The 13,403-nt window shown below is 74.4% G+C and carries 11 protein-coding genes; 8 read left to right on the plus strand and 3 right to left on the minus strand.

Going from position 1 to position 13,403, the window contains the following annotated elements:
• From MOPEL_RS14140 to MOPEL_RS14160, 5 genes are all read left to right on the plus strand, one after another.
• Positions 1 to 422 (plus strand): SanA/YdcF family protein (locus MOPEL_RS14140; protein WP_009483560.1); only part of this gene is annotated, 422 nt, incomplete at its 5' end.
• 206 nt (positions 423 to 628) lie between these two features.
• Positions 629 to 1,519 (plus strand): PIG-L deacetylase family protein, encoded by an 891-nt coding sequence (locus tag MOPEL_RS14145; protein ID WP_083841883.1) that lies wholly within the window; start codon positions 629 to 631, stop codon positions 1,517 to 1,519.
• Entirely contained in the window at positions 1,516 to 2,571 is a 1,056-nt protein-coding gene (locus MOPEL_RS14150) for an acyl-CoA dehydrogenase family protein (protein ID WP_009483562.1), read from the plus strand. The genes MOPEL_RS14145 and MOPEL_RS14150 overlap by 4 nt, the downstream gene beginning before the upstream one ends.
• Positions 2,568 to 3,569, plus strand: a complete 1,002-nt coding sequence (locus MOPEL_RS14155; protein ID WP_141631368.1) for a glycosyltransferase family 2 protein — start codon at positions 2,568 to 2,570, stop codon at positions 3,567 to 3,569. The genes MOPEL_RS14150 and MOPEL_RS14155 overlap by 4 nt, the downstream gene beginning before the upstream one ends.
• Positions 3,570 to 3,624: 55 nt before the next feature.
• A complete protein-coding gene (locus MOPEL_RS14160; protein ID WP_009483564.1) occupies positions 3,625 to 4,233 on the plus strand; it encodes a class I SAM-dependent methyltransferase in 609 nt (202 codons plus the stop codon).
• Positions 4,234 to 4,679: 446 nt separating this feature from the next.
• Here the strand turns inward: MOPEL_RS14160 and MOPEL_RS14170 are convergent, their stop codons facing one another.
• A complete protein-coding gene (locus tag MOPEL_RS14170) occupies positions 4,680 to 5,726 on the minus strand; it encodes a tartrate dehydrogenase (RefSeq protein ID WP_009483565.1) in 1,047 nt (348 codons plus the stop codon).
• Positions 5,727 to 6,025: 299 nt separating this feature from the next.
• Here MOPEL_RS14170 and MOPEL_RS16200 point away from each other — a divergent pair, with 299 nt between their 5' ends.
• Together MOPEL_RS16200 and MOPEL_RS14180 are read left to right on the plus strand one after the other, a co-directional pair.
• Positions 6,026 to 6,751: a hypothetical protein gene (locus tag MOPEL_RS16200; protein ID WP_009483566.1), complete on the plus strand. Its 726-nt coding sequence runs from the start codon at positions 6,026 to 6,028 to the stop codon at positions 6,749 to 6,751.
• An 86-nt stretch (positions 6,752 to 6,837) separates the two neighbouring features.
• Positions 6,838 to 7,899 (plus strand): nitronate monooxygenase, encoded by a 1,062-nt coding sequence (locus MOPEL_RS14180; protein WP_009483567.1) that lies wholly within the window; start codon positions 6,838 to 6,840, stop codon positions 7,897 to 7,899.
• Positions 7,900 to 7,909: 10 nt separating this feature from the next.
• Here the strand turns inward: MOPEL_RS14180 and MOPEL_RS14185 are convergent, their stop codons facing one another.
• A complete protein-coding gene (locus tag MOPEL_RS14185) occupies positions 7,910 to 9,001 on the minus strand; it encodes a glycoside hydrolase family 26 protein (RefSeq protein ID WP_009483568.1) in 1,092 nt (363 codons plus the stop codon).
• 466 nt (positions 9,002 to 9,467) lie between these two features.
• On the opposite strand from MOPEL_RS14185, the gene MOPEL_RS14190 reads away from it, so the two are divergent.
• Entirely contained in the window at positions 9,468 to 12,284 is a 2,817-nt protein-coding gene (locus MOPEL_RS14190) for an FAD-binding and (Fe-S)-binding domain-containing protein (protein WP_009483569.1), read from the plus strand.
• Between the two features lie 327 nt (positions 12,285 to 12,611).
• Here the strand turns inward: MOPEL_RS14190 and MOPEL_RS16205 are convergent, their stop codons facing one another.
• Complete coding sequence (locus tag MOPEL_RS16205) at positions 12,612 to 13,280, minus strand: hypothetical protein (protein ID WP_009483570.1); 669 nt, start codon at positions 13,278 to 13,280, stop codon at positions 12,612 to 12,614.
• Positions 13,281 to 13,403 lie beyond the last annotated feature (123 nt).

Below are 13,403 nucleotides of genomic sequence, written 5' to 3' on the forward strand. Positions count from 1 at the left end.
ACCTAGACGTCGCCGCCGACCTCCTCCGGCGTGGCCGCGTCGACAGGATCCTCGTGAGCGGCGACGGCGGATCCGAGCACCACGACGAGCCCGGCGCGATGCGCCGCCACCTCCTCGCCCGCGGGATCCCCGGCCACCTCGTCGTCACCGACCCTGAGGGACGCGACACGTGGGCGTCGTGCGTGCGGGCCGCCGAGGTCTACGACGTCCACGACGTCGCGCTCGTGAGCCAGACCTACCACCTGCCCCGCGCCCTCGCGCTCGCCCGTGCGGCCGGGCTCGACGCCGTCGGCGTCGGCGACGACTCGATGCGCACCGCGGCCCCCGCCGTGTGGAACGAGGGCGTCGCACGCGAACGGCTCGCCGCCGTCAAGGCCGGGTACGACGTCCTTACCCGACGTGGTGCCGCCCCGCGCCGCTGATCCCGGATCGGGCCCCACGGCATCGACACGGCGGTCCCCGTCGGCGGGGTCCCGCACCCGCCCGGGTGGTCGGGGACGACGGGCGCGCCGCCGACCCCGCGCACCGATCCGCGGCACCGCCCGGCCCCGCCGTCCCCGCGACCGCCCGAGCCCACACGCGTCCTCGTGGCGAATGTCCGAATCACCCGGTGGGTACGGGGGGGTTCATGACGACGCCGGCGACGCCCCCAGGACACGGTCTCGACGTGTGGGCCGACGTGGTGAGGGCGGCACCGCCGGTCACGCCCGAGGACCTCGCCGACACGGGTGGTGTGACCCTCGTCGTCTCCGCCCACCCCGACGACGAGACGCTCGGCGCAGGGCGACTCCTCGCCCACTGGGCGCGGACCGGGCTCCGGTTACGGGCCGCGTGCCTCACCCGCGGCGACGCGTGCTTCGACCACCTCGCCGACGTCCTGCGCGACCTCGACGCGCCCGCCGACCTCCTCCCCGGCATGGCCGGCCGTCGCGAGGCCGAGTGGCACGCCGCGATGGAGGCCCTCGGCGTCCACGACCGGCATCCGCACGGACTCCCCGACGGAGGGCTCGCCGACGACGACGCCCTCGACGTCCTGCGCCGCGTCGCGGACGACGTGACGACGGTGCTCGCCCCGTGGCCGCACGACCCCCACCCCGACCACCGCGCCGCGGGCCGCGCCGGGGCGCGCCTCGCCGCCGAGCTCGGGGCCCGGTTCTGCTCCTACCCCGTGTGGATGACGTACTGGGGCGACCCCGCGGAGGCCGACCCCGGTCTGCGGCGCGTCGCCGCCGACCCCGCGGACGACCACGCCCGCGAGGCGGCCCTCGCCGCGTTCGTCAGCCAGCTCGAGCCTCCGACGCACGGCATCGGCCCCATCGTGCCGCCCGAGATGCTCGCCCACCACGACACCCCCCTCCTCCACGTCCCCACCGCTCACCACACACCCGACGACGCGCACGACGACACGCTCGGCACCACCCCGCACGACACGCCCCACAGCACCCCCGGCACCACCCACGTCGACGACGACGGCCCCGCCCCGGCCCACGGGGCACCCACCCCGAAGGAACCGCGATGACCTCCGCCGACCTCACCACCCTCGTCCCCGCCCCTGCACCCCACGGCTTCCCCGGGGACGACCACCGGCACGAGCTCACGACGACCGAGCTCCACGACGCGATGGCGCGCCTCGCGGCCGAGCGCGACTGGGCGACCCTCTCCTGGCCCGAGCTGCTCGACGCCCTCGTCGCCCTCGGCCGTACCGACGTGCCGCTCTCCCGTCTCACCGAGGGGCACGTCGACGCGGTGCGGATCCTCGGCGAGGCCGGGGCCGGGCCCGTGGCGGGGGCGATGTACGGCGTGTGGGCCTCCCGCAGCCACGCGACCGGCCTGCGCGCCCGCCGGGACGAGTCCTGTGGCGACGACGCGTGGGTCCTCGACGGGACCCTCCGGTTCGCCTCCGGCTCAGGCGTGCTCGACCGCGCCCTCGTGCCGGTATGGCTCGACGGGTCGACCTCGGTCCTCGTCGACGTCGCCGTCGACGACTGGACCCCCGACACGACCATGTGGCGCACGGGCGCGATGCGCCTCAGCCACTCGCACACGATCCACCTCTCCGACCGCCGCGTGGACGCGCGGCAGGTCGGACCCGAGGGCTGGTACCTCGGCCGGGCCGGGTTCTTCCCCGGCGGCGTCGGCGTCGCCGCCGTGTGGGCCGGTCTCGGCGCGCGGCTCCTCGACCTCACGGTCGCGGCGACGACCTCCGCCCCGCCCAACCCGACCCGTGCGCCCCGGTTCGGGCGGATGCGCGCCGACCTCGCCGCGGCCCTCGCGCTCGTGACGACGGCCGGGCATCGCCTCGAGACGCTCCTCGCCGACTCCCCCCGCGGGCAGGCCGTGCTCGCCCCGCAGGAGCTCGTCGCGCAGGTGCACGACCTGTCGACGGAGGTCCGCGCTGGCGTCGCGACGGCCGTGCTTCTCCTCGCCGAGGAGGCCCGCCGCATCGTCGGGCCCGCCGGACTCGCCTACGACGAGGACCTCACCGCCGCCCTCCACGACACCGAGCTCTACCTGCGCCAGCAGAACCCCGACTCCGACGCCGCCCACCTGGGTCGATGGGCCGCGTCGTGACCCCCACGGCCGCGCGGGACGTCTCGATCCGGCAGAGCCCGCACGCGCCGCCCCCCGTCGCAGGCGGGCCCGCCGGGCCTCCCCGCGCCGCCGGGATCGAGGATGCCGCCTCCCGCACCGACCGGCGCCCGGGCGAGGGCGAGGGGCCGGTCGACGTCGTCGTCGCGATCCCCGCGCACGACGAGGAGGCGTACATCGCCTCGTGCCTCGCGAGCGTGACCCGGGCTCTCGCACATGCCCATCGCGTCGGGACCGTGCGCGCCGCGCGGATCCTCGTCTCGGCGCATCGGTGCGGCGACGACACCGCCGCGCGCGCACACGTCGCCCTCACCGGGCTGCCGTCGTGGTGCGCCGGGGAGGTCGTGGTCGACGAGATGCCCCCGCCTGTCGGTGCCGTGCGACACCGCCTCCTCGCCCGGGCCGACGACCTGCCCGGTACGACGTGGATGTTCTCCACAGATGCGGACTCCCGCGTGCCGCTCGACTGGGTCACGGAGATGCTCGCCGCCGCCCACCCCACGGGCGGCCCCCGGGCCGCGGCCGTCGCCGGACTCGTCGACGTCGAGCACTGGCACGCCGACCCGGCCGCGCGGGAGGCGTACACGCGGCTCGTCGAGGCGGGCCTCACGCCCACCGGGCACGGGCACGTCTACGCGGCGAACCTCGTCGTGCGGCTCGCGGACTACCGCGCCGTCGGCGGGTTCCCGGCCCCCGAGCACGGCGAGGAACACGGGCTCGTCGCCGCGCTGCGCGCCTCCGGGCGCCACGTCGCGACGCCGCGCCACCCGTCGGTCGCGACCTCCGGCCGCACCCCCGGTCGCGCCGCGCACGGTCTCGGTGAACTCCTCGCCCGCATCGCCGAGGGTGCCACCTCACGGACGACGCGAACGGCACGGACGCCTCCGCCCCGCCACCGCCCGACCGCCCACTCGGCGTCGTCGCCCGAACCCGGCCGGGGGATGATGTCACTGATGACGTCGTCGGATCGGGGCTCATGACACCGGCGACGATGACGTCGTCGATGATCTCATCCGCCCCCGTGGAAGGACTCCCGTGACCCGTCGCCGCACCCTGTGGGAAGAGCGTCTCGCGCAGAACCCACACCATTCGACCTGGTACATCTCCCGGTGGGAGACGATGCGGGCCGCCGGTGACGACATCGTCGGCGAGGCCCGCACGATCGACGCGATGGTCCCGCGCGGGTCGCGGATCCTCGACGCCGGATGCGGGCAGGGCCGGGTCGGCGGGCACCTCTCCACCCAGGGGCACACCGTCGTCGGCGTCGACGTCGATCCCGCGCTCGTCGCCGCGGCCGCCGAGCAGTTCCCCGACGCGACGTGGCGGCAGGGCGACCTCGCCGAGCTCGACCTCCCCGCCGCCGGCATCGTCGAACCGTTCGACGCGATCGTGTGCGCCGGCAACGTCGTCACGTTCGCCGCACCGGGCACCCAGGTCGAGATCCTCCGCCGCTTCGCCGCCCACCTCGCCCCGCAGGGCCGGGCCGTCGTCGGGTTCGGCGCGGGCCGCGGGTACGACTTCGACCAGTTCTTCCGCGACGCGACGCGCGCGGGCCTCGCCGTCGACCTCCGCCTCGCGAGCTGGGACCTCCGCCCGTTCACCGACGACTCCGGCTTCCTCGTCGCCGTCCTCCGTCACGCCTGACGCCCGACCGAGCCGCTCCACGGTCCGATCGTCCTGCCCCGGCCGTGCTCGCGAGATCGCGCCGACCCACCCGAATCGGCGACACCTCCCACCCGAGGTGCAGGCCGCCGACCCCGAATCGCCGGATGGTGAGCGACGGATCGGGTGACACCCGATCCGCTCGACCCCACGTCACCCGCCCGCTGCGGCGGGGACAGGAGGTCAGCGTTCACCCGCAGGTGCGGCGCCCGCCCGCACGGCGCGGCGACGGTGGTGGCCGGCAAGGACGGGGGCGACGAGCAGCACGAGGACGACCGCCCACGACCTCGCCCCACCGTCACCCCACCGTTCGGATCCCACGACGGACGACGGCGGCGGCCCGGGGTGCGCGGTCGAACGCCCGCCCACCCCGTCCACGATCCGGGCCGAACGGTCGACGAGCCGTCGCCGATCCCGCGAGGCGCGCGTCAGAGCAGGTCGAGGAGGGCGCGGGTGACCTCGGTCGTCGTCGCGCCGCCGCCGAGGTCGGGGGTGCGGGGGCCGTCGGTCAGGAGGCGTTCCATGGCGCGGATGACGTCGGATGCGGCGTCGTCGTGGCCGAGGTGGTCGAGCATGAGCGCCGCCGCCCACACCGTGCCGAGGGGGTTCGCGATGCCCTGCCCGGCGATGTCGGGGGCCGAGCCGTGCACGGGCTCGAACATCGATGGGTTGCGTCGTTCGGGGTCGATGTTGCCGCTGGGGGCGATGCCGATCGACCCTGCGACGCCGGCGGCGAGGTCGGAGAGGATGTCGCCGAAGAGGTTGGAGGCGACGATGACGTCGTACTTGCGGGAGTCGAGGACGAGCTTGGCCGCGAGGGCGTCGATGTGCTCGGACTCCCAACTCACCGAGGGGCGTTCGGCGCAGCGTTCCTCGACGATCTCGTCCCAGAACGGCATCGTGTGGATGAGCCCGTTGCTCTTCGTCGCCGACGTGAGGCTACGGCCGCGTTCGTCGGCGAGGTCGAGGGCGTAGTCGACGACGCGGGTGATGCCGCGGCGGGAGAACACGGACTCCTGCACGGCGAACTCATCCGGGGTGCCGGAGAACATGCGGCCGCCGACCTCGCTGTACTCGCCCTCGGTGTTCTCGCGGACGATGACGAGGTCGGTGCCGCTGGCGTCGCGGAGCGGGCCGGGCACGCCCTCGAACACCCGCACCGGGCGGAGGTTGACGTACTGGTCGAACGCGCGGCGGATCGGGATGAGCAGCCCCCACAGCGACACGTGGTCGGGCACGCCGGGGTAGCCGACGGCGCCGAGGAGGATCGCGTCGTGCTCGCGGAGCCGGTCGAGCCCGTCGGGCGGCATCATCGCGCCCTCGCGGGTGAACCGTTCGCACGACCAGTCGAACCCGGTGAATCGGAACTCGAGGTCGTGGGCGGCGCCGACGGCCTCGAGCACCTCGCACGCGGCGGGGACCACCTCCGTGCCGATACCGTCTCCGGGGATGCACGCGATGCGGTACGTCGTCATCCCCCCATGGTGGCAACTCGGGGCGGCGCCCGCCTGTCTGATCGCCGACAAGACCGGCCGCCGGACGCGGCGGGGTCGGGAACCGACCGGGCGGCGCGGAGGCTGCGGGTGGGACACAGGCGCGGCCGGACCCGCCGGAGGTGCGGGAGGCACGGGCGCCACCACGCGGACCTCACGACGCGGGGGCCGTCTCGTGCAGGGGTGACGGCGGCGGGACGTCGGCGCCGGGCCCCGACCGTCGTGGCCGGTGCACGGATGCCGGCGCGCGGACGACGAGCGGCGCGGGTGATGATGGCGCCATGCGCATTCTCGGCCCCTCGGCTCTGCTCTCCGCCGCCTCGACGATCCGTGACGAGGTCACGGACGTCGTGCTCGACATCCCGGGCACCGTCGGCGACGTGCTCGACCTCGTCACCCGCGCAGGCGAGATGCTCGACCGCGTCGACGGTCTCCTCGGCCGGGCGGAGGAGATGCTCGCCCGCGGCGAGGCGGCGATCGAGGCGGCGGAGTCGATGCTCGACGCCGGGGACCGTCTCCTCGTCCGCGCCGACGTCGCCATCGGCGGTGCCGAGCGGACGGCGGCCGCCGCGGCGTCGACGGTCGTCGAGGTGCAACGCACGAACGCAGAGGCGTCGGCGACGGCGCAGGCGGCGTCGCTCACCGCGGCCGACGCGGCGGCACTCGTGCAGCGCACCGACGCGCTGCTCTCGCCGTGGGAGCCCGTCTCCGCCGAGGCCGCGCCCGTCGTCGCCCGGTTCGTGGAGCACGTCGACCCCGACGAGGTGGTCGCTCTCGTCGGCATCGTCGACCGGCTGCCCGTCCTCCTCCACCACCTCGAGGACGACGTCCTGCCGATGCTCGGTCGGCTCGACCAGGTCGGGCCGGACGTCCACGAGATCCTCCAGACCGTCCACGAGATGACCAAGGCGCTCGCCGGCCTGCCGGGCGCCGGAATCCTCAAGCGTCGCGGCGAACGCAAGGAGGAGGAGAACTTCCGGGGCGAACCGGGCCCTCCTCGCCTCTGACGACCCGCGCCCCGTCCCGCTCGACAGGGGGGACGGGACCGCCCGGGGACGCCGCCCGGCCGCGTCCCTCTGGCACAGTGGGGCGCATGGCTGCAGCGATCGACATGCCGGTGACGTCTCGACCGATCGTCGTCGCCCCCATGGCGGGTGGCCCCTCGGGGCCGGATCTCGTCGTCGCGGCGGGCGGGGCGGGCGCACTCGGGATGCTCGCGGCCGGATACAAGCGGCCGGCCGACGTCGTCGCCGAGATCGCCGAGGTGCAGGAACGTCTCGACGGCCCGTTCGGCGTCAACGTCTTCGTGCCCGCGGCGGCCGCCTGGTCGCGGCAGCGTGTCGATCCGGCGTCGACCGACACGGAGGCCCGACTGCAGGCCGACCGGGTGGCTCTCGAGGCGTTCCGGGATCTCCTCGCCCAGAACGGGGCCCACGTGTCCGTCCCCGGCCTCGACACCGGTGACCACTACGAGGACAAGCTCGACGTCGTCGAGGCGGCACGGGTGCCCCTCGTGTCGTTCACGTTCGGATGCCCCCACCCGGAGATCGTCGACCGGCTCCACGCGTCGGGGATCTGCGTCGCCGTCACGGTGACGACGACGGAGGAGGCGAGGACCTCCGCCGAGGCCGGTGCCGACATCCTCGTCGTCCAGGGGTACGAGGCGGGCGGCCACCGCGGCACGCACCGGGCCGCCGCCACCCCCAACCAGCTCGACCACCTCGCGCTGCTGCCGATGCTCACCGACGTCGGTCTGCCCCTCGTCGCCGCCGGCGGGATCACGACGTCCGGCGACACCCGGCGGGCCCTCGCCTCGGGCGCCGTGGCGGTGCAGGCGGGCACGGCGTTCCTCCTCAGCGACGAGGCCGGCACGAGCGCCGCCCACCGCATGGGTCTCACCGACCCGCGGCTGGGCTCGTGCGTCACCCGCGCCTTCACCGGTCGCCCCGCGCGCGGCCTGCGCAACGGGTTCGTCGAGCGGTACGACGAGTACGCGCCCGCGGTCTACCCGGGCGTCGACACGATGACGAAGCCGTTGCGTGCCGAGGCCGCCCGGCAGGGCGACATCGACGGGATCTCCGTGTGGGCGGGCGCCGGCTGGCGGGCCGCACGCGAGGCCCCCGCCGCGGAGATCGTCGAGGCCCTCGCGCCGTGAATCCTGCGCCTCACCAGAGGCGCTTGTACTCCGCTCCGGCCTTGGGGTTCTGCGGCCGCACCGACCACAGCGAGTTCTTCATGTGCTGATCGGGCACGTTGAAGTAGTCCTCGAGGACGAGGACGTCGCTGTTCGCGCGGAAGAACGCGTGCATCTTGCGGACGTAGAACGGGTTGTCGCCGTAGCCGTCGTAGGCGTGGGTGAGGCCCCACTCGGGGAACGCCAGCCCCTTGCGGCGCTTGCGGGCGAAGTCGGCGACGTCCTGGATGCCGACGGCGGCGCTCGGCCGCAGCGCGCGGCCCCACTCCCGCTCGGAGCGTGCCTTGAGGACGTCCCAGTCGTAGGTGTCGCAGCCGATGAGGTCGACGACGTCGTCACCCGGGTAGAGGCGGGTGAGGGAGTCGAGGCGGTTCTTCTGCCCCGGCAGGCGCGTGCCGCAGTTGATGTCGAAGTCGATGACCGCGCCGGGGAACTCCTTCTTGACGACTTTCGCGATGCGTCGGAACGCGGCCCGATACTCGGGGGCCTTGGCGTAGGTCGTGCGGAACGACATCCACGACCCGTTCGCCTCCCACCCGATGCGGACGACGACCTTGCCGCTCTTGTACTTCGTCCGGAGCTGGCGGGCGATCGTGCGGTACGTCCTGTCGTGGCGGCCGGCGGCCACGTCGCGCAGCTGGGCCGGCTTCGCGTTCTTCGGCAGCATCGGCATGCCGTAGACGAGGGTGCCCTTGAACCCGTTGAACGTCTCGATGTGCCAGGCGGAGTTCTCGAGTTCCTTCCACGTGCGCCACTCCGGGTAGGTGGGGGTGGCGTCCGAGGGGCGACCCCGCCACGTGCCCCAGCGGGTCGCGTTGCGGGCGTTCATGAACTCCCCCGTCCACGCGCCGCTGTGCCACGACAGCCCCGACTTCGGAGTGCCGAGGTACTCGCGGGCCATGGTGCCGGGGCGACCCCGCCACATCCCGGTGGTTCCGGCGGGAGCCGCGGTGGAGGCGGCAGGAGTCGCGGTGGTGGCCGAGGCGGCGTCCACGACCGGCGCGAGGAGCGCGGCCGGGACGGCGAGCGCGGCAGCGAGGGCAGAGGCGACGAGGCTTCTCACGAGGTGTGTCCTTTCGAGGCGGATGCGGTGCGGCTGCCGGTCGGTACGTCCCCCTCGCGCCCCCCGACGCACCCGGTGTTCCCCTCCGACCGCCCCCGCGGCATGGGCGCACCGTATCCCCCGCTTCTCCGAGGACGGCGGGCGGGGATGCGTGCGTCCAGAACGGTCGTCCAGGTCGGGGGCCGAAATCGGTTGGGGAAGGACGTCTCCCACCCTCTCTCGTGAGGGACGTCACGAGTTGGGCGCCCGAAGAGTGACCACCTGTCGAGACGGCGACACCGTCACCGTGAGCACGTGCCCGTGTGACGAACGCCTGCCCCCGTGCGCGGGTCGGGCGTCGTACGGTCGGGAGAACTCCTCGACCCCCGGAGGCATCGTGAGTCCGCTCCCCCTCATCTCCCGTCCGACCCGCCGCACCTCGCACGAGGTGCGGCATGGTGCCGATGCGTCCTCGTCGCGGCCGGACATGCCCGGTCTCCGCACGGATGCGGCGACGCGGGCCGCGTACGTGAGCGACGCGTCGATCTACCGTCGCGTGCCGGAGGGCGTCGTCGAGCCGCGGAGCGCGAGTGTCGTCGCCGACGCGGTGCGGTGGGCGCGGGCTCAGGGGCTGTCGGTGACGTCGCGTGGTGGCGGCACGTCCGTCGCGGGCAACGCGATCGGCACGGGCCTCGTCGTCGACACGAGCCGACACCTCACGGGCATCGCGATCGATCCGGCCCGCCGCAGCGCGACCGTCGAGCCGGGGGTCGTGTGCGACGCCCTCCGCGTCGCCGCCGGCGAGCACGGCCTCACGTACGGCCCCGACCCCTCGACGCACTCCCGCTGCACGATCGGCGGGATGGTCGGCAACAACGCGTGCGGGTCGCACTCGGTCGCGTGGGGCACGAGCGCGGAGAACCTCGTCGCGCTACGGATGGTCCTCGCCGACGGACGCGAGGTCGAGGCGACCCGCGGCAGCTGCAGCGACCCGCGCATCGAGGCCGAACTGCGGGTACTGGTCGAGGAGAACGAGGAGCTCATCCGCCGCGAGCTCGGCCGGTTTCCCCGCCAGGTCTCGGGCTACGGACTCCACTACCTCCTCCCCGAGCACGGCTTCGACGTCGCCAAGGCCCTCGCGGGCAGCGAGGGCACGTGCGGGGTGTTCACGCAGCTCACCGTCGCACTCGTCGCGCCGCCCGCAGCGACGGTGCTCGTCGTCCTCGGGTACGAGGACGCGTTCCTCGCCGCCGCCGACGCGGCCCGGCTACGCCTGCCGGGGGTGACGACGATCGAGGGCATGGGGTCCGACCTCGTCGCAGCCCTGCGCACGCGTCCCGGGCAGGAGACCGCGGGCTCGACCCTGCCCGCCGGTGGCGCATGGCTCTACTGCGAGGTGGGCGGCGACACCCCCGAGGAGGCGGTCGCCCGCGCCGAGGACCTCGTCGCCGCCGCGACCGTGGCCGGGCCGGACAGCCTCCGCGTCGTCACCGACCGCGCCGAGACCCGCACGCTGTGGGGCATCCGCGAGGCCGCCGCCGGCATCGCGACCCGCCGTGCGGACGGCGGCGAGGCGTGGCCCGGCTGGGAGGACTCCGCCGTCCCCGCCGAGCACCTCGCCGACTACCTCCGCGACCTGTACGCGCTCATGGCGCGGCTCGGCCTCACGGGCATCCCGTTCGGTCACTTCGGCGAGGGCTGCATCCACGTCCGCATCGACTTCGAGCTCGGCACGGAGGCCGGGGTCGCGCGGTACCGGGAGTTCATCGAGGCCGCGGCCGACCTCGTCGCGACGTACGGCGGGTCGGTCTCCGGCGAGCACGGTGACGGACGCGCCCGCTCGGAGCTCCTCTCGCGGATGTACTCCCCCGAGATGCTCGCCCTGTTCGCGCGGTTCAAGGCGATCTTCGACCCGGAGAACGCCCTCAACCCCGGTGTCCTCGTCGACCCCGAGCCCATCGACGCGGGCGTGCGGCCGGGGCCGGGGATCCGCACGAACGTCGTCATCCCCGTCCACGCGCTCAGCAGGGACGGCGGTGACGTCGCCTCCGCCGTCAACCGGTGCGTCGGCGTCGGCGCCTGCCGCTCCGACGCGGGAGCGATGTGCCCGAGCTACCACGCCACCCGCGACGAGGTGCACACGACGCGGGGTCGGGCGCGTGTGCTCGCCGAGATGCTCCGGGGCGAGTTCCTCGACGACGGGTGGCGCAGCGAGGCCGCCCGGGAGGCCCTCGACCTGTGCCTGTCGTGCAAGGCGTGTGCGACGGAGTGCCCCGTCAACGTCGACATGGCGACGTACAAGGCGGAGTTCCTCCACGAGCACTACCGCGGCCGGATACGGCCCCTCGCGCACTACTCGATGGGATGGCTGCCGCTCGCGGCAGCAGCGGTGACGTCGCTCCGCCTCGGCGGGCTCGTCAATCGGATCACGTCGATCCGCCCCCTCGAGGTCGCGGTGATGAAGGCCGCCGGGGTCGAGTCGCGCCGCCGCATGATCTCCTTCGCCGAGCAGTTGCCGTTCACCGGGTGGTTCGCCGAGCGCCGACGCCGTGGTGAGGCGCCCCAGCGCCCGGCCGACGCCGCGCGGGAGACCCTCGTCCTCTGGCCCGACACGTTCACCAACCACCTCTCCCCCCACGTCGGCGTGGCGGCGGTGGAGGTGCTCGAGGCCCTCGGATACGACGTCGTCGTGCCGGACGGGCGGGTGTGCTGCGGCCTCACGTGGCACTCGACGGGGCAGCTCGACGTCACGAAGGCCGTCCTGCGGCACACCCTCGACGTCCTCGAGCCGCACCTCGCTGCCGGGCGCCGCGTCGTCGGCCTCGAACCGTCGTGCACGGTGATGCTCACCGAGGCCCACGAGCTGCTCCCCGACGACCCGCGTGCGGAGCAGCTCGCCGAGCTCGTCGCGACGCTCGCCGAGGTTGTCGCCCCGCACGCTGCCGACGCGGGGAGCCGCTGGCCGTTCGCGCGCCTCGACGCCGCGGCCGTCGCGCAGGTCCACTGCCACCTCAAGGCGAAGGGGAGCTACGACCCGGACCGGGTCGTCCTCCGCCGACTCGGGGTCGACCTCGACGAGGTCGGCGGCGGTTGCTGCGGTCTCGCCGGCAACTTCGGGTTCGAACCCGGTCACTACGAGGTGTCGACGGCGTGCGCCGAGCGGGAGCTGTTCCCCAAGGTCGGCTGCTGCGAGGACGACGACCTCGTCCTCGCAGACGGGTTCTCCTGCCGCACCCAGATCGAACAGGGCACCGGCCGGTCGGGACTCCACCTCGCCGAGGTGCTGAGGCGCGCACTGCGCTGACGACCGAGCGGCCGGGAACTCCCCCGACCACGCACCCTCCTCGACCACACGTCCCCGGGGAGCGCGGCGCACCGCGCACCCCCGGGCGTGGGAGGCATGACCCCGGCATCCCGCAAGCGGGACGTCGCAGCCCACACCGCGGAGAGTGCGAGCTCCGAGAGGGGCCGGATCCCGCGACCCGGCGGAGCAGGTCACGCCCCCTGTTGTACGCCCGTCCAGAACACGCGACCAACTCGGCGGCGGGGCGCTCGCATGCAACACCCGGGATCGGCTGGGAGAACGACGGACCCGCAGGTCAGAGGCGCTGCAACTGAGGCGTCGAGATCCTCAGGACCGGGTGGGCGACCACGTGATGACGGCGCCGCCCCCGGTGCCGACGATCGACCCGCGACAGCCGTGACCGGTGAACGCGAGCACGCCCGCCGTGTCGCTCACGACCCGGTATCCCGCCCCCGAGAGGGCGGACCGGTAGTAGGAGAAGACCTCCGCCTCGGCCGGCTCGGAGAGGACGACGGACCCGCCGCCACCCTCGAAGGCGCTCGTGCCCTCGATCTTCGCCCCGCCGGGGAACGCGAGACCCGCCGGGACGTCCTGGATCGTGCGTCCGTCGACCTGGACGACCCCACCCTGCGGGGCGGTCGACGCGGTCGACGACGCGGACGAGGCCGACGTGGTCGACTCGTCGGGGGTGGCCGACGTCGTGACCGGGGACGACGTCCCGGAGGTCGCCGTGTCGTCGGTGGGCGACTCGCTCGGGCCATCCGTCGAGGTGCCCTCGCCGGACGACTCGCTCGGCGACGCGCTGTCCTCGGGGCTCTCGCTCGCAGTGAGGAGGTCGGTGCCGGTGGGGGTGGGGACCGACGGCGAGGGGGCGGCGGTGCCCGCCGACCCACTGCCCTTGACGAAGTCGACGAACCCGCCCTCCCCACACGCCCCGAGAGCGGGGACGAGTGCCGCGGCGAGCGCGAACGTGGCCAGACGGCGGGTGGGGGTCATGGGTCCTCCTCGACAGACGTGTGGACACCACTGTGCCGCCCGGGCCGTCCCACGGCCAGTGGTGGCGTGTGGGCACACGCGGGTAGGTTGCGCCCGGGTGGGCCGACGACGCAGACCGCGGAT

Source organism: Mobilicoccus pelagius NBRC 104925, assembly GCF_000247995.1.
GTDB classification, from domain to species: Bacteria; Actinomycetota; Actinomycetes; order Actinomycetales; family Dermatophilaceae; genus Mobilicoccus; species Mobilicoccus pelagius.